Origin of the sequence: Oceanicella actignis, from assembly GCF_900111545.1 — a bacterium.
GTDB lineage: Bacteria > Pseudomonadota > Alphaproteobacteria > Rhodobacterales > Rhodobacteraceae > Oceanicella > Oceanicella actignis.
On sequence record NZ_FOHL01000007.1, the window covers coordinates 15,503 to 29,697 of the forward strand.

General features: G+C 73.5%; 16 protein-coding genes. 9 read left to right on the forward strand and 7 right to left on the reverse strand.

From position 1 onward, the window contains the following. Positions 1-24 precede the first annotated feature (24 nt). Entirely contained in the window at positions 25-1,386 is a 1,362-nt protein-coding gene (locus BMW67_RS11275) for an EAL domain-containing protein (protein ID WP_072747655.1), read from the forward strand. 6 nt (positions 1,387-1,392) lie between these two features. On the opposite strand, the gene phaR is transcribed toward BMW67_RS11275, so the two are convergent. Beyond that, positions 1,393-1,995 carry a polyhydroxyalkanoate synthesis repressor PhaR gene (phaR, locus tag BMW67_RS11280; protein ID WP_072747656.1) on the reverse strand — a complete coding sequence of 201 codons (603 nt, stop codon included), beginning with the start codon at positions 1,993-1,995 and terminating at the stop codon, positions 1,393-1,395. Between phaR and BMW67_RS15845 the strand changes: the two genes are divergently transcribed. From BMW67_RS15845 to yddG, 5 genes are all read left to right on the forward strand, one after another. Beyond that, complete coding sequence (locus BMW67_RS15845) at positions 1,952-2,374, forward strand: hypothetical protein (protein WP_218139771.1); 423 nt, start codon at positions 1,952-1,954, stop codon at positions 2,372-2,374. The genes phaR and BMW67_RS15845 overlap by 44 nt on opposite strands. A 73-nt stretch (positions 2,375-2,447) precedes the next feature. Beyond that, on the forward strand, positions 2,448-3,596 hold the full coding sequence (locus tag BMW67_RS11285) for an alpha/beta fold hydrolase (protein ID WP_218139772.1): 1,149 nt from the start codon (positions 2,448-2,450) through the stop codon (positions 3,594-3,596). Between the two features lie 125 nt (positions 3,597-3,721). Further along, on the forward strand, positions 3,722-4,897 hold the full coding sequence (locus tag BMW67_RS11290; RefSeq protein WP_072747657.1) for an acetyl-CoA C-acetyltransferase: 1,176 nt from the start codon (positions 3,722-3,724) through the stop codon (positions 4,895-4,897). A 75-nt stretch (positions 4,898-4,972) separates the two neighbouring features. Continuing rightward, positions 4,973-5,695: a beta-ketoacyl-ACP reductase gene (gene phbB / locus BMW67_RS11295; RefSeq protein WP_072747658.1), complete on the forward strand. Its 723-nt coding sequence runs from the start codon at positions 4,973-4,975 to the stop codon at positions 5,693-5,695. 125 nt (positions 5,696-5,820) lie between these two features. Further along, on the forward strand, positions 5,821-6,744 hold the full coding sequence (gene yddG / locus BMW67_RS11300; protein ID WP_072747659.1) for an aromatic amino acid exporter YddG: 924 nt from the start codon (positions 5,821-5,823) through the stop codon (positions 6,742-6,744). A 128-nt stretch (positions 6,745-6,872) separates the two neighbouring features. Here yddG and BMW67_RS11305 read toward each other — a convergent pair whose 3' ends face one another. The 4 genes from BMW67_RS11305 to BMW67_RS11320 all read right to left on the reverse strand — a co-directional run bounded on the left by BMW67_RS11305 (position 6,873) and on the right by BMW67_RS11320 (position 9,433). Next, complete coding sequence (locus BMW67_RS11305) at positions 6,873-7,046, reverse strand: YdcH family protein (protein WP_072747660.1); 174 nt, start codon at positions 7,044-7,046, stop codon at positions 6,873-6,875. A gap of 115 nt (positions 7,047-7,161) precedes the next feature. After that, positions 7,162-8,361 (reverse strand): M20 aminoacylase family protein, encoded by a 1,200-nt coding sequence (locus BMW67_RS11310; RefSeq protein ID WP_342707611.1) that lies wholly within the window; start codon positions 8,359-8,361, stop codon positions 7,162-7,164. A 44-nt stretch (positions 8,362-8,405) separates the two neighbouring features. Next, positions 8,406-9,206: a tRNA1(Val) (adenine(37)-N6)-methyltransferase gene (locus BMW67_RS11315; protein ID WP_072747661.1), complete on the reverse strand. Its 801-nt coding sequence runs from the start codon at positions 9,204-9,206 to the stop codon at positions 8,406-8,408. Then, the gene (locus BMW67_RS11320) at positions 9,203-9,433 is read right to left on the reverse strand and encodes a putative signal transducing protein (protein WP_072747662.1); all 231 of its coding nucleotides are present in this window, start codon (positions 9,431-9,433) and stop codon (positions 9,203-9,205) included. The genes BMW67_RS11315 and BMW67_RS11320 overlap by 4 nt, the downstream gene beginning before the upstream one ends. A 65-nt stretch (positions 9,434-9,498) precedes the next feature. Between BMW67_RS11320 and BMW67_RS11325 the strand changes: the two genes are divergently transcribed. Continuing rightward, complete coding sequence (locus BMW67_RS11325) at positions 9,499-10,488, forward strand: polyprenyl synthetase family protein (RefSeq protein ID WP_072747663.1); 990 nt, start codon at positions 9,499-9,501, stop codon at positions 10,486-10,488. Positions 10,489-10,516: 28 nt separating this feature from the next. Here the strand turns inward: BMW67_RS11325 and BMW67_RS11330 are convergent, their stop codons facing one another. Together BMW67_RS11330 and BMW67_RS11335 are read right to left on the reverse strand one after the other, a co-directional pair. Beyond that, complete coding sequence (locus tag BMW67_RS11330) at positions 10,517-11,404, reverse strand: 4-(cytidine 5'-diphospho)-2-C-methyl-D-erythritol kinase (RefSeq protein WP_245728514.1); 888 nt, start codon at positions 11,402-11,404, stop codon at positions 10,517-10,519. Then, positions 11,401-13,149 carry a tetratricopeptide repeat protein gene (locus BMW67_RS11335; protein ID WP_072747664.1) on the reverse strand — a complete coding sequence of 583 codons (1,749 nt, stop codon included), beginning with the start codon at positions 13,147-13,149 and terminating at the stop codon, positions 11,401-11,403. Before BMW67_RS11335 ends, BMW67_RS11330 begins: the two co-directional genes overlap by 4 nt. Before the next feature lie 186 nt (positions 13,150-13,335). On the opposite strand from BMW67_RS11335, the gene BMW67_RS11340 reads away from it, so the two are divergent. Then, positions 13,336-13,683 (forward strand): hypothetical protein, encoded by a 348-nt coding sequence (locus tag BMW67_RS11340; protein WP_125459035.1) that lies wholly within the window; start codon positions 13,336-13,338, stop codon positions 13,681-13,683. 23 nt (positions 13,684-13,706) lie between these two features. Then, positions 13,707-14,180: a signal peptidase II gene (lspA, locus tag BMW67_RS11345; RefSeq protein ID WP_072747666.1), complete on the forward strand. Its 474-nt coding sequence runs from the start codon at positions 13,707-13,709 to the stop codon at positions 14,178-14,180. Positions 14,181-14,195 lie beyond the last annotated feature (15 nt).

The window sequence follows — 14,195 nt, forward strand, 5'->3', positions numbered from 1 at the left end:
AACGACCGCAAGCGAGGTTTCACCATGTCCAACACCGCCGACAAGACCGCCGTTCTTCCCTTCGCCGCCAGCTGCTCGGGCGCGGTGGCCGTGGCCCGCCCCCTGCCGGCCGAGATCGTGCGCTGGATGTCCGAGACCGTCTGCCCCCGGCCAGAGGGCGAGGCGCGCGGCGCGCATGGCGCTCTGTTCTGGACATCTTGCGAGGGCGCGCGGATCGGCCTGTTCCGGCCCGCCGATCCGGCGCTGGCCCGCGGCGCCGGGCGCGCCGGCTTTCTGGCCGTGGCGCGCGACCGCTCGGCCATGATCGACCGGCGTCTGGGGGCGGCCGGCGGCCGTCGCATGACGGCGGCGTTCGCCGCGCGGCTGGCGGCCCTGGGCGCGGCGGCCGATGACGGCATGTTCCTGGTCCCGGTTCTGGGCGACGCGGACGCCGCGCTGGCCAGGATCCGCCTTCTGGCCTGCGCCGAACCGGCGCGCACCGAATTCGGCCCCATGACGCTGACCCTCTCGGCCGCCTACGCGGACGCCGAAGACGCGCCGTTGCCCGCGCTCGCCGCGGCGCTGCCCGAGGCTCTGGCGCGCGCGCTCGCCTCGGGGCCCGAGCGCCTCTTGCGGGCCGATCCGCGCCCCAGCCTCGCCTCCGAAGCCCTCGCCGCCCTCGACGAAGGGCGGATCTCGCTGGCCTATCAGCCGGTGGTGCGCACGGACATGCCGCTGTTCCCCGCATTTCACGAGACCCTGATTCGCGTCTCCCATCCCGGCGGCGCGCCGATCCCCGCCGGCCGCTTCATGCCCGAGATCGAGGCGCTGGGGCTGAGTCGGCTGTTCGACCGCCGCGTGCTCGCGCTGGCCCTGGAAAAGCTGCGCGCCATGCCCACGCTGCGGCTGTCGGTCAACGTCGCCCCCGGAACCCTGGCCGACCCCGCATGGATCGAGACGCTCGAGGCCGAAGCCGCCCTCCGCCCCGACGTGACCCGTCGCCTGATCGTGGAGCTGACCGAACGCGGCGCCGGCCTGCGGGCCGATCTGACGCTGCCCTTCGTGCGGCGCGCGCGCAAGACGGGCTGCGCCATCGCCATCGACGATTTCGGCGCGGGCTGCACGGCGCTTTCGCAGCTGGTCGAGCTGCGCCCCGACATCCTCAAGCTGGACGGCTCGCTGGTGCGCGGCATGGCCGAGGACCCCGCCCGCAGGCCGCTGGTCGAAGCGGTGCTTCGGGCCGCGCGCGCGCTCGACATCATGACCGTGGCCGAGTTCGTCGAAACCCCCGAGGATGCCGCCGCGCTGACCGAGATGGGCGTGGACGCGCTGCAAGGCCACCTCACCGGCCGACCCGCCGCCGCGCCGGCCACGCTTGCGCCGAAGGGGCGCAGACTGCCCGCCTGATCGGCGTCAGCCCTGCCCCGACAGCTTGTCGAGGCGCTCCTGCATCTGGCGCAGCTGTTCCTTGAGCTCGGACAGCTCGGTTTCGGGCGCGGCCCGTTCCTCTTCGCGCTCGGCCTCCTTCTTGGGGCGCGCCGTCGCTCTGGCCGCCCCGAAGGGCGAGAAGACCCGCATCGCGTTCTCGAAGAACTCCATGTTCGAGCGCGCCATGGCCTCGAAATTCGACAGCGCCGGATTCGCGCCGAAGGTCTTGAGCATGTGCTCGCGCAGCTTTTCCTGGTTGCGCGTGAACGACTCCATCGACGCTTCCAGATAGCCCGGCACCACGCCCTGAAGCGCGTCGCCGTAAAGGCGGATCAGCTGGCGCAGGAAGCTGATGGGCAGCATGTTCTGCCCCTTGGCCTCCTCCTCGAAGATGATCTGGGTGAGGACCGATCGCGTGATGTCCTCGCCCGTCTTGGCGTCGTAGACGACGAAATCCTGCCCCTCGCGCACCATCTGCGCCAGATGCTCGAGCGTCACATACGCGCTCTTGGCCGTGTTGTAGAGGCGCCGGTTGGCGTATTTCTTGATCGTGATCGGCTCGGCGCCGCTCGCGTTGTCGTTGGCCAACTGCCATTCCTCCCCTGAAGCCGCCGCAAAACTCGTCGGCGCCCCGACGCGGCGCGGGCGCCGCGTTCAGCTTAACCGTTCGCCGCGGCGCCGCAAAGCCCCCCTTCGCGGCCGCGAAGCGCCGATTGCGCGGCGCCGCGCGCATCATTACCCTCAACGCATGGATGGCGGCGGAAAGTTCGGCGATGAAGCGCAGGAGAACGCGCGCGCGCAGCGTCCGGCGCGCGCCGCCGGTCCGCGCGCGCAAGACCACGACCCCGAGCCGGCGCAGGCGGCGGCGCGATTCCTGGACCTGTGGGAGCGAAACGCCGAGGCGCTTACGCGGATGCCGTCGGCGGCGCAGGCGCGCGGCGCAGGCGCGCAGGGCCGCTCTTCCTGATCGGCGCGGCAAGCCCTCGCCGCTGATCCTGCACCTGGCCGCCGGGGCGCTCTTGTATGCGCAGGCGGCGGCGATGGCGCCGCTCGGAGACGATCCGCGCTTTCCATGGGCGCCCGAGCTGGCCGACGAGGGACGCGCCGCCGCCGCCGCCCTGCGCCGCGCCGCCGGCGCCGAGGCGACGCTGCACACGGCACGCGCGGCGGCCCGGCGGCTGGCCGAGTTCGTCGCAGGCGTCGAACGCTACCAGAAGCACCCCTGGCGCCGGCGCCTGCCCGACCCGCCATGCGTCTGGCGGCGCGGGGCGACGCGGCTGCTGGACCATGGCGGCGACGGCCGGCCGGCGCTGATCGTGCCCTCGCTGGTCAACCGGGCCCATGTGCTGGACCTGCATCCCGACCGCTCGCTGCTGCGCTGGCTGTCGCGCCATGGCGTGCGGCCGCTGTTGCTGGACTGGGGCGCGCCCGGCCCCGAGGAGATGGGCTTCGACCTGGCCGATCACGTCATGCGCCGCCTTGTTCCCGCGGCCGAGGCGGCGGCCGAGATGTTCGGCGCTCCGCCGGCGGTCGCGGGCTATTGCATGGGCGGCGGCCTGGCGGCGGCGCTGGCCGCGACGCGCCCCGAGCTGACGGCGCGGCTGGCGTTGATCGGCACGCCCTGGGATTTCTCGCGGCTCGAGGGCATGGGCGCGGCGCTGGCCGCCGCCTTCGCGCGCGAGGACCGCGCCGCCCTGCGCGCGCGGATCGAGGGCCTGCGCGCCTGCTTCGGCGCGGTCCCGATGGATGTGCTGCAAACCCTGTTCGCCGCGCTCGACCCGACCCTGGCGCTGCGCAAGTTCCGCAAGCTGGCGCGCATGCCGCGCGGCGACCCGGCCGAGGAGCTGTTCGTCGCCGCCGAGGACTGGCTCAACGACGGCCCGCCGCTGCCCGCTCCGGCGGCCGCGGACCTGCTGCTGGGCTGGTGCCTTGACAATGACGCGGCGCGCGGGCGCTGGCAGGTGGGCGGGCGCGCCGTTCGCCCCGAGGACATCGCGGCCCCGACGCTGGCCTTCTGCGCCACGCGCGACCTCATCTCGCCCCCCGGATGCGCCGAGGCCCTGCCCCGCGCCATTCCCGGCGCGCGCATCCTGCGCCCGCAAGCGGGCCATGTGGGCATGATCATAGGCGCGCAGGCGCCGCGGATGGTATGGTCGCCCCTGGCCGCTTTTCTTGCCGAGGGCGGCTGAGGGCCGCGACTTTCGTGCCTGCGGCGAAGTTCCGGCGTGACAGGCCGCCCGTTCCGCGGCTATGCTGCGCCGCAACACGAAACAACCGACCGGCCCCGCAGGCCGGCATCGAGGAGGAGAACCGCATGTCCGACATCGTCATCGCCGCCGCAGCGCGCACCCCGGTAGGCTCGTTCAACGGCTCGTTCGGCGCGACGCCCGCCCATGAGCTGGGCGCGACCGCCCTGCGCGGCGCGCTCGAGCGCGCGGGGCTGGCGCCCGAGGACGTCTCCGAAACCATCCTCGGCCAGGTGCTGACCGCCGCCCAGGGCCAGAACCCCGCCCGCCAGGCGCACATCGCCGCCGGCCTGCCGATCGAGAGCGCGGCCTGGGGCATCAACCAGGTGTGCGGCTCGGGCCTGCGCGCCGTGGCGCTGGCGGCCCAGCATGTCAGCCTGGGCGACGCCGGCATCGTGCTGGCCGGCGGGCAGGAGAGCATGTCGCTCGCGAGCCATGCCGCGCACCTGCGCGCGGGGCAGAAGATGGGCGATCTGAAGTTCGTCGACACGATGATCAAGGACGGCCTGTGGGACGCCTTCAACGGCTATCACATGGGCCAGACGGCCGAGAACGTGGCCAGCGCCTTCCAGATCACCCGCGAGATGCAGGACGAATTCGCCGTCGCCTCGCAGAACAAGGCCGAGGCCGCGCAGAAGGCCGGCAAGTTCGACGAAGAGATCGTCCCCGTCGTGGTCAAGACCCGCAAGGGCGAGGTCACCGTCGACCGCGACGAGTACATCCGCCACGGCACGACGCTCGAGGCGCTGGCCAAGCTGCGCCCGGCCTTCGTCAAGGACGGCACCGTGACGGCGGGCAACGCCTCGGGGCTGAACGACGGCGCCGCGGCGGTGGTCGTCATGCGCGCCGACGAGGCCGAGCGCCGCGGGATCGAGCCGCTGGCGCGCATCGTCTCCTACGCCACGGCCGGCGTCGATCCGAAGGTCATGGGCACCGGCCCGATTCCCGCCTCGCGCAAGGCGCTCGAGAAGGCGGGCTGGAAGGTCGAGGATCTGGATCTGGTCGAGGCCAACGAGGCCTTCGCCGCCCAGGCGCTGGCCGTGAACAAGGAGATGGGCTGGGATCCGTCGATCGTGAACGTCAACGGCGGCGCCATCGCCATCGGCCACCCGATCGGCGCCTCGGGCGCGCGCATCCTGACCACGCTTCTGTTCGAGATGAAGCGCCGCGGCGCCAAGCGCGGCCTGGCGACGCTCTGCATCGGCGGCGGCATGGGCGTGGCGATGTGCGTCGAGCGCCCGTGAACCGCCGCGCGGCGCCCGCCGCGCCGGGCGCCGCGGCTTTGCTGAATACGAACCACAGAGGGGAGAGAGAACGCCATGGCACGAGTCGCACTTGTCACCGGGGGAACCCGCGGCATCGGCGCCGCGATTTCGGTCGCGCTCAAGAATGCGGGCTACGTCGTCGCCGCCAACTACGCCGGCAATGACGAGGCCGCCGCCAAGTTCACCGCCGAGACCGGCATCAAGACCTACAAGTGGTCGGTCGCCGACTACGACGCCTGCAAGGAGGGCATCGCCCGCGTCGAGGCCGAGCTGGGCCCGATCGACGTTCTGGTCAACAACGCGGGCATCACCCGCGACGCGCCCTTCCACAAGATGACGCGCGAGCAGTGGTCGCAGGTCATCGACACCAACCTGACGGGCCTGTTCAACATGACCCATCCGCTCTGGCCCTCGCTGCGCGAGCGCAAGTTCGGCCGCGTCATCAACATCTCGTCCATCAACGGGCAGAAGGGGCAGTTCGGGCAGGCCAACTACTCGGCCGCCAAGGCGGGCGATCTGGGCTTCACCAAGGCCCTGGCGCAGGAGGGCGCGCGCTACGGCATCACCGTGAACGCGATCTGCCCCGGCTACATCGCCACCGACATGGTCATGGCCGTGCCCGAGAAGGTGCGCGAGCAGATCATCGCGCAGATCCCCGTCGGGCGCCTGGGCGAGCCCGAAGAGATCGCGCGCTGCGTGGTGTTCCTGGCCTCGGACGACGCCGGCTTCATCACCGGCGCGACCATGACGGCGAATGGCGGCCAGTACATGGTCTGAGGCCGCGCCGCGGCGACGGACGGGGGCCGGTCCGAAAGGGCCGGCCCCTTGCGCTTGCGCAGGGCGGCGCGGTCGTGCCAACCTCCGCGGCGTCCGGGCCGGAGGCCCGATCGGAGGAACCGCGCATGTCTCGAACGCCTGCACCGACGGCCGCCGCGGCGCCCGATCCCGCGCAGGCGCGGGCGCGGCTGCGCGCCACCCTGATCGGGGGTCTGGCGGTGGCGCTGTGGTCGGCGCTGGCGCTGCTGACCGTGCTGTCGGGCCAGGTCCCGCCCTTTCAGCTGACCGCCATGTGCCTGGCCATCGGCGGCGCGGCGGGCGCGGCGCTGAGCGCGCTGCGCGGGGGCGATCCGCTGGCGGCGCTGCGGCAAAGGCCGGCGGCGCTGGCGCTGGGGATCGGCGGCATATTCGGCTATCACTTCTTCTACTTCACGGCGCTGCGCAATGCGCCGGCGGCCGAGGCCGGGCTGATCGCCTATTTGTGGCCGCTGCTGATCGTGCTGTTCTCGGGGCTTCTGCCCGGCGAGCGGCTGCGCGCCGCGCATCTGGCCGGCGCGGCGACGGCGCTGGCCGGCGCGGCGCTGATCATCTCGCAGGGCGGGACGCTGCGCTTTGCGCCCGAGCACGCCGCGGGCTTCGCCGCGGCGGGGGCCTGCGCGCTGATCTGGTCGGGCTATTCGGTGCTCAGCCGCGTGGCGGGCCATGTGCCCACCGACGCGGTGACGGGCTTTTGCCTGGCGGGCGCGGCGCTGAGCGCGCTGTGCCATCTGGCGCTCGAGCGCACGGTGTGGCCGCAGGACGCCGTGCAATGGGCGGCGACGGTCGGGCTTGGGCTTGGGCCGCTGGGGCTGGCCTTTCACGCCTGGGATGTGGGGGTCAAGCGCGGCGACATCCAGCTGCTAGGCGTCGCCGCCTATGCGGCGCCGCTGGCCTCGACGCTGGCGCTGGCGGCGGCGGGGCTGGCCGAGCTGACGCCGCGCCTTTTGCTGGCGGCGGCGCTGATCGCGGGCGGCGCGGCGCTGGCGGCGATGGGTTCGCGCCGGCGCTGAGACAGGGCCTGGAGACAGGGCGCGGGCGCCGGGCCGGGGGCGCGCACGCAAAAGGCCCGGGCCGCGCGGGCGCCGGGCCAGGCGGGCCGGCGCCTGGGCCGGCCCATGGTCCGCGGCTCGCGCCGCGCTCAGTGGCGCGTGGGCGAGAGCCGCTCGATCTCCTCCTTGATGCGGAGCTTCTGCTTCTTGAGCTTGCCGATTTCGAGGTCGTCGGCGGCGGGGCTGCGCTGTTCGGCCTCGATAAGCCGCGAGAGCGCCTCATGCTTCTTGCGAAGTTGGGCGAGATGCGCATCCAGACTCATCGGCGTCTCCTTTTCTGGGTTGGTCCGCCCCATGATCTAAGCACCGCGCGGCGCGCCTGTCACCCATCACGAAAAGGCATTCGCTCACGATTTTTTGCAACCTGAGCAAAAACGCTCACCCCCCGGCCTCGGCCCGGGGCAGCGCCCGTTCGGCCAGACGCGACCACCAGGCCACGCCCAGGGGCAGGATCTGGTCGTTGAAGTCATAGGCCGGGTGGTGCAGCGGCGCGCTCGGGCCGTTGCCGATGAAGACGAAGGCGGCCGGCACGCGGCGGGCGATGAAGGCGAAATCCTCGCCGCCCAGAGAGGGGCGCGCGGCGCGGTTGACGCGTTCGGCGCCGACCAGCTCCTGGCATATGTCCGCGGCGAAGGCGGTCGCCTCGGGGTCGTTGACCAGCGCCGGATACGCGTCGAGGCCGAGCTCGGCCTCGATCTCGACGCCCATCGCCTCGCCGATCAGGCGGCACTGGGCGCGCATCTGGTCGATGATCATGCGGGCGACCGAATCGTCGAAGGCGCGCACGGTGCCGCCCAGCTCGGCCTCGTCGGCGATGACGTTCGTGGCCGAACCGGCGTGGAACCGCGTCACCGACAGCACGGCGGGCTGCATCGGATCGCGCCGGCGGCTGATGATGGTCTGGAAGGCCGAGACCAGCTGCACGCCCGCCATGAGCGGGTCGCGCGCCATGTCGGGATGCGCCGCATGACCGCCCTTGCCGCGGATGCGGATGCGGAACTGGTCGGCATAGGCCAGAACCGGCCCCGGCGCGGTGGCGAAGGCGCCCTCGGCGGTCTGGGGGTCGTTGTGCAGGCCGAAGGCCGCGCGCACGGGCCAGCGGTCCAGCAGCCCGTCGGCGATCATCGCCTCGGCGCCGGCGCCCCCTTCCTCGGCCGGCTGGAAGCAGAACACGATCGTGCCCGAGAACGCCCGCGTCTGCGCAAGCCGCCGCGCCGCGCCCAGCAGCATGGCGGTGTGGCCGTCATGGCCGCAGGCATGCATGCGCCCCGCATGGCGCGAGGCCCAGGGCAACCCGGTGGCCTCGTCCATGGGCAAGGCGTCCATGTCGGCGCGCAGAAGGATTCGCCGCGACGCGTCCGCGGCCGGCCCGTCGGCGCCGTGCAGGATGCCGACCACGCCGGTGCGGCCGACGCCCTCATGCACCTCGTCGAAGCCGAAGGCGCGCAGGCGCTCGGCCACCACGCGGGCGGTGCGCGATTCCTCGTAGGCCAGCTCGGGATGCATGTGCAGGTCGCGCCGCCACTCGGTCAGCTCGGGCGCCATGGCGGCGATCGCGTTGGGAATGGGCAGGGTCATTGGTCTTGCTCCTTCGGGGCCGGCCCGGGGGCGGGCCGCATGGATCAGATGTTGCGCGCGCCGCCTCGCTCGGGGCCGGGGTCGAGCGGCAGGGGCGCCGCGTCGCGCAACACCCGCGCCGCCTCGGCCGAGAAATCGTCGGCGTCGCGTTCGTGCCGGGGGCCGGCATGCAGCACGAAGGGCGCCAGCAGCGCGAAGGGGCCGCGCGCGCCCTTGCGCGCGGCGACGATGACGCGCTTGGCCGGGCGGCCCCCGCGCCCCGCCAGCGGCAGCACGCGCATGTCTCCGGCCCGCCCCTCGAGCGCCGCCAGCAGACGCGGCAGCCTTTCGGCCCGGTGGATGAGCGTCAGCCGCCCGCGCGGGCGCAGCCTGCGCAGCGCCGCGTCGATCCAGTCCTCGAGCGCGGCGCCCCCTTCGCGATGGGCCGCGTCGCGCCCCGGATCGGCCGCCTCCGAGGCCGCGCCATGCGCGAACCAGGGCGGATTGGCGATGACGTGGTCGAATTGCAGCGCCCGCAGCGCCTCGGGCATGCGCAGCACGTCGCCCTCATGCACCGTCAGCGCCGCGCCGTTGCGCGCCGCGTTGCGCCGCGCCAGGGCGGCATAGGCGGGCTGCAGCTCGAGCCCGTGCAGCTCGACCCCCGGCGCGCGCGCATGCAGGCACAGCGCCGCCGCCCCGACGCCGCAGCCCAGGTCCAGGACCCGCTCGCCGGGCCGCGCGGGGCACGCCGCGGCCAGCAGCACCGGATCTGTCGCCGCGCGATAGCCGCCGCGCGGCTGCGCGAGGCGCACGCGCCCGCCCAGCAGCAGGTCCTCGGTCACCTCGAACGCGGCCTCGCCGGTCATGCGCCGGCGCCCGTCAGCTCGTCGCCCAGGCCGTTCTCGCGCAGGATCGCGCGCGCGCGAAACCCGTCGCGGCGCGCCACCGCAAGGCGGCGCGGCAGGATGCCCAGCGACCCCTCGAGGACGCTCGTATGGACGTCCAATTCGAAGCAGTCTATACCCTCGGCGCGCAGAAGCGCCGTGGCGAAGGCCATCAGCGCCGGGTCGTTGGTGCGAAGCAGTTCGTCCATGCCGATCTTCTACCGCCGGGCCGACCCGCCGTCGAGCGCCGGCCTTCGTTCGGGAGTATGCCAAGGTGACCGCGTCAGGCCCCTTCGAGACCTTGAGCGCCCTGGTGGCGGGCGATCTGGCCGCCGTCAACGCCATGATCCGCGCGCGGATGGAATCCGAGCACGCGCCGCGGATCCCCGAGGTCACCGCCCATCTGGTCGAGGCGGGCGGCAAGCGGCTGCGCCCCATGCTGACCCTGGCCGCCGCGCGCCTGTGCGGCTATGGCGGAGAGGATCACGTCAAGCTGGCCGCGACGGTCGAGTTCATCCACACCGCGACGCTGCTGCATGACGACGTGGTGGACGAAAGCGACAAGCGGCGCGGGCGCCCGACGGCGAACCTTCTGTGGGACAACAAGTCGAGCGTGCTGGTCGGCGACTACCTGTTCTCGCGCTCGTTCCAGCTGATGGTCGAGACGGGCAGCCTGCGCGTGCTCGACATCCTGGCCAACGCCTCGGCCGTGATCGCCGAGGGCGAGGTGCTGCAGCTGTCCACGGCCAACGATCTGAGCGTGACCGAGGCCACCTATCTGACCATGATCCACGGCAAGACGGCCGCGCTCTTCGCCGCGGCCGCGCAGGTGGGCGGCGTGATCGCCGACGCGCCCGAGCGCCAGGTCGAAGCCCTGCGCATCTATGGCGAGGAGCTTGGCATGGCCTTCCAGATCGTCGACGACGTGCTGGACTATGGCGGCGTGTCCGAAACGCTGGGCAAGAATGTCGGCGACGACTTCCGCGAGGGGAAGGTGACGCTGCCGGTGCTTTACGCCATCGCCGCCGAGGACGAGGCCGGCATGGCCTTCTGGCGCCGCGTCATCGAGAAGCGCGCGCAAGGGCCCGGCGATCTGGAGGAGGCCGTCGCGCGCATGCGCGCCGCCCGCGCGCTCGAGCGCAGCGCCGAGGCGGCGCGCGAGCGGGCCGCGCGGGCGCGCGCCGCGCTCGAGGCCTTCCCGCCCTCGGAGCTGCGCGCGGCGCTGGACGGCATCGCCGATTTCGTGGTCTCGCGGGTGCGCTGAGCGCCGCGCCGCGCGGCCGGAACGGCGTTCAGGACAGCGCCCCCGCCTCGGCCCACCATCCGCGCGCACGCGCCGCCGCGGCCGCCGCGCGCGCGGGGCCCGGGGCGTCGAACAGTGCGAAGCAGGTGGCGCCGCTGCCCGACATGCGCGCGGCCAGCGCCCCCGGCGCGGCGGCGAGCATCTCGAGCGGCGCCGCGATCTCGGGCGCCACGCGCAGCGCCGCCGGCTGAAGATCGTTGCGCTGGGCGCGCAGCCACTGCGCGAAGGGGCCGATGCCCGCCTCGGGCGGCGGCAAGGGCGCGGCCGGCGCGCCGTCGCGCCGCTCGAGCGCGGCGAAGACCGCGGCGGTGGGAACCGGCACGCCGGGATTGACCAGCGCGATCCACAGCCCCGCCGGGATCCGCGCGGGCGTCAGCGCCTCGCCCACGCCGCGCATCAGCCAGGCGCCCGGCCGGATGCAGACCGGCACGTCCGCGCCCAGCCGCGCGCCAAGGCGGCGCAAGGCCTCGTCATCCAGCCCCAGCGCCCACAGCGCGTTCAACGCCCGCAGCGCCGCCGCCGCGTCGGACGAGCCGCCGCCCACCCCCGAGGCCGGCGGCAGGCGCTTGGTCAGCCGCAGCGCGGCGCCGCCCGGATCGCGCCCCGCCGCCCGCGCCTGCGCGCGCAGCATCCGGGCGGCGCGCAGGACCAGATTGTCTTCCGCCGGCGGCAGGGCGCCGGCGAAGGGCCCCTCGACCGCAAGGGCGACGGGCGCATCCGCGCCGGCGCCGGCGGGCGCGGCGCCGAGCGAATCGCCGATGGCGGGAAAGACCGCCAGGCTGTCGAGCAGATGCATCCCGTCGGCCCGCCGCCCCAGCACATGCAGGTGCAGGTTGACCTTGGCGGGCGCCTCTTCGCGGATCGGGGCGGGCGTCACTTGGCCGCGCCCTCCTGCGCCGCGCGCTCCTCGGCCAGCACGGCGTCGAGGCCGCGCGCCAGCTTCTTGCGGATGCGCTCTGCGTCCTTCTCCTCGGGGCCGAGGGACAGGGCGCGCTTCCACTGGAACCGCGCCTCGAGCTTGCGCCCCACCATCCAAAGCGCGTCGCCGAAATGGTCGTTGAGGATGGGGTCGCTGGGTTCGAGCTCGACCGCGCGTTCAAGCACGGGCACGGCCTCTTCGTATTTGCCCAGGCGATACAGCACCCAGCCCAGCGAGTCGGTGATGAAGCCGTCGTCCGGGCGCAGCTCGACCGCCTTTTCGATCATCTCGCGGGCGCGCTCGATGTTGCGGCCCATCTCGACCCACGAGTAGCCCAGATAGTTCAGCACCAGCGGTTGGTCGGGCTGCAGCTCGAGCGCGCGCAGGAAATCGGCCTCGGCCTTGTCCCACTGGCCCGAGCGCTCGTAGGCGATGCCGCGCTCGTAGAACAGGCTCCAGTGGCGCGGCTCGGGCGCGTCGATCAGGGCGATGGCGCGCGAATAGGCCTCGGCCGCCTCGGCGAAGCGCTTTTGCATGCGCAAGAGGCCGCCCAGCGCCAGATGCGCCGACAGCTCGTCCGGGCGGTCCTCGGTCAGGCGGCGCAGCGCCGTCAGCGCCTCTTCGACGCGGCCCGTGCGCGCCAGGGCGTTGGCGCGCAGGATCTCGGCCTGCGTGAAGTTGGGCGAGCGCCGCGGGATTCCCGCCAGCATCTCGGCCGCCATCTCGTGCCGGTTCATCGAGGACAGGACGTCCGCCGCCAGAAGCCGCGCCTGTTCGTTGAGCGGGTCGAGCTCGACCGCAAGGCGCGCGTAAAGGAACCCGCCCGCCGCGCGCGCCCCGGCTTCCGAGCCCGCCAGGACCGCCGCGGCGGCCAGAAGCGCCTCGGCCGCGCCCTGGCGCGCGTCGCTCACTCCAAGCGCCGGCGCCTCGGCCTTGTCGAGCCGGGCGAGGTCGGCCTGCGCCATCGCCTGCGGCAGGCGCCCGTCCTCGGCGGCCTGCGCGATGAGCGCGCGCGCCTCGTCAAGACGCCCCAGGGCGGCCAGCGCGGCGGCGCGGGCGCGCTCGACATTGCCCGAAAGCGGGGCGTCGTCCTGCGCCGCATCGGCCGCGGCGCGCGAAAACGCCTCGAGCGCGCCGGCCGCATCGCCGCGCACCAGCCGCGCCAGCCCCGCGTGATAAAGCCCCAGCCGCGCCGTCGGCCCCGACTCGCCCAGCTCGGCGAAGGCTGCGCGCGCGTCCTCGTCGCGGCCGCGGCCCGTCTCGGCCCAGCCCAGCAGCAGCGCCCTCAGCAAGGAGGGAAAGGCCCGCGCGCCTTCGCCGCGCAAGAGCTCGGCGGCGGCGTCGTAGTCGCCGTCGCGAAAGGCCTCGGCCGTCAGCACGGTGACCGCCAGCCGATCGCCCGGGCGCGCGCGCAGCAGCTCTTCGGCCGCAAGCGCCGCGTCGCGCAACCGGCCCGCCGCCGCGAGATAGGTGACCGCCTTGACGCGCAGATCCTGATTGCCGGGATCGTGCGCCATGGCCGCGACGTAGTAGCGCGCCGCCGCCTCGAGGTCGTTCAGCCGCTCGGCATGGCGCGCGGCCAGATAGGCGCCCGACAGGCCATGCGCCGTCTGCGCCTGCGCGGCGCCCGGACCGAACTTCGCGCCCGCGCCGAACGCCGCCATCGCCACCGCCGCCGCCGCAAGGGCCCTGAACTTCGCCATGTCTCTTCGATCCCGCCGTATTGCGCCGCCCGGTGCGGCCCCCGGGCATCCTAACCGCCCCGCGCGCCGTGGCAATGCGCATGCGCCCCCGCGCCCTTTCGCGCCATGCCCGCGCCAAAATTTGAACATGGCGCCGTGATCGTCTAGGACATGTGCAACCCGCCCTTCGGGGCCCTGCGAGGCGTCATGACCCCAAGCCGCATCCCGCCCGCCGTGCGGGCGGCGCTGATCCTGGCCCAATCGCTGCTGGCCGGCGCCGCGACGGCGCAGGCCGGCCCCTTCGTCACCGCCGAAGGCCGGCGCATCGAGCTGCGCCCCGCCGCCGAGATGACCTGCGCCGAGCTGCGCGCAAAGCTTGCCGAGATCGACGCGACGGGGTATCGGGGCATGCATCCGACGCCGCCCGACCCGCGCGATGCGCCGCTGTTCGACTACGAGCGCAGCGTCTCGGAAGCCTTCTACGGCCGCTGCGCGGAAGAGGGTCTGGGGCCGCTCGACCGCACGCAGGTTTTCCGCCAGGGCTTCGGCGGCTGAACGCAGGGACAAGACGCCGAGCAATGCCTTCCTCCTCCGCCGCCGCGACCGCCGCAGCCCTTCTGGCCTTCGCCATCGACCGCCTGAGCAAGTGGTGGGTGCTCGACTGGCTCGACCTGCCCGCGCGCCGGGCGGTCGAGGTTCTGCCGCCCTGGCTCAACCTGGTCATGGCGTGGAACCGGGGCGTGAATTTCGGCCTGGGCGACGGCGTCTCGCGCTGGGTGTGGGCGGGGCTGGCGCTGGCGCTCAGCGCGGGGCTGGCCTGGTGGGCGCGCGGCATGCGCGACGGGACGCGCGCCGCCGCGGCCGGGCTGATGATCGGCGGCGCGCTGAGCAACGCGCTCGACCGGGTCCTGTATGGCGCGGTGGTGGATTTCCTGAACATGAGCTGCTGCGGGCTGCGCAATCCTTACGCTTTCAATCCCGCGGACATTTTCATATTTGTGGGGGCGGCCGGCTTGATCCTGCGCGAAGGTTCTGACAAGCAGGCCGCGTAGAGCGGCCTTCGCGCC

Bases quoted from the DNA above. Each gene is read 5' to 3' on its own strand.
- BMW67_RS11310 (WP_342707611.1), bottom strand. From the start codon at position 8,361: ATGACCCTGCCCATTCCCAACGCGATCGCCGCCATGGCGCCCGAGCTG.
- BMW67_RS11305 (WP_072747660.1), bottom strand. From the start codon at position 7,046: ATGAGTCTGGATGCGCATCTCGCCCAACTTCGCAAGAAGCATGAGGCG.
- BMW67_RS11275 (WP_072747655.1), top strand. From the start codon at position 25: ATGTCCAACACCGCCGACAAGACCGCCGTTCTTCCCTTCGCCGCCAGC.
- yddG (WP_072747659.1), top strand. From the start codon at position 5,821: ATGTCTCGAACGCCTGCACCGACGGCCGCCGCGGCGCCCGATCCCGCG.
- BMW67_RS11340 (WP_125459035.1), top strand. From the start codon at position 13,336: ATGACCCCAAGCCGCATCCCGCCCGCCGTGCGGGCGGCGCTGATCCTG.
- BMW67_RS11320 (WP_072747662.1), bottom strand. From the start codon at position 9,433: ATGGACGAACTGCTTCGCACCAACGACCCGGCGCTGATGGCCTTCGCC.
- BMW67_RS11285 (WP_218139772.1), top strand. From the start codon at position 2,448: ATGGCGCCGCTCGGAGACGATCCGCGCTTTCCATGGGCGCCCGAGCTG.
- phbB (WP_072747658.1), top strand. From the start codon at position 4,973: ATGGCACGAGTCGCACTTGTCACCGGGGGAACCCGCGGCATCGGCGCC.
- lspA (WP_072747666.1), top strand. From the start codon at position 13,707: ATGCCTTCCTCCTCCGCCGCCGCGACCGCCGCAGCCCTTCTGGCCTTC.
- BMW67_RS11290 (WP_072747657.1), top strand. From the start codon at position 3,722: ATGTCCGACATCGTCATCGCCGCCGCAGCGCGCACCCCGGTAGGCTCG.
- BMW67_RS11315 (WP_072747661.1), bottom strand. From the start codon at position 9,206: ATGACCGGCGAGGCCGCGTTCGAGGTGACCGAGGACCTGCTGCTGGGC.
- BMW67_RS11335 (WP_072747664.1), bottom strand. From the start codon at position 13,149: ATGGCGAAGTTCAGGGCCCTTGCGGCGGCGGCGGTGGCGATGGCGGCG.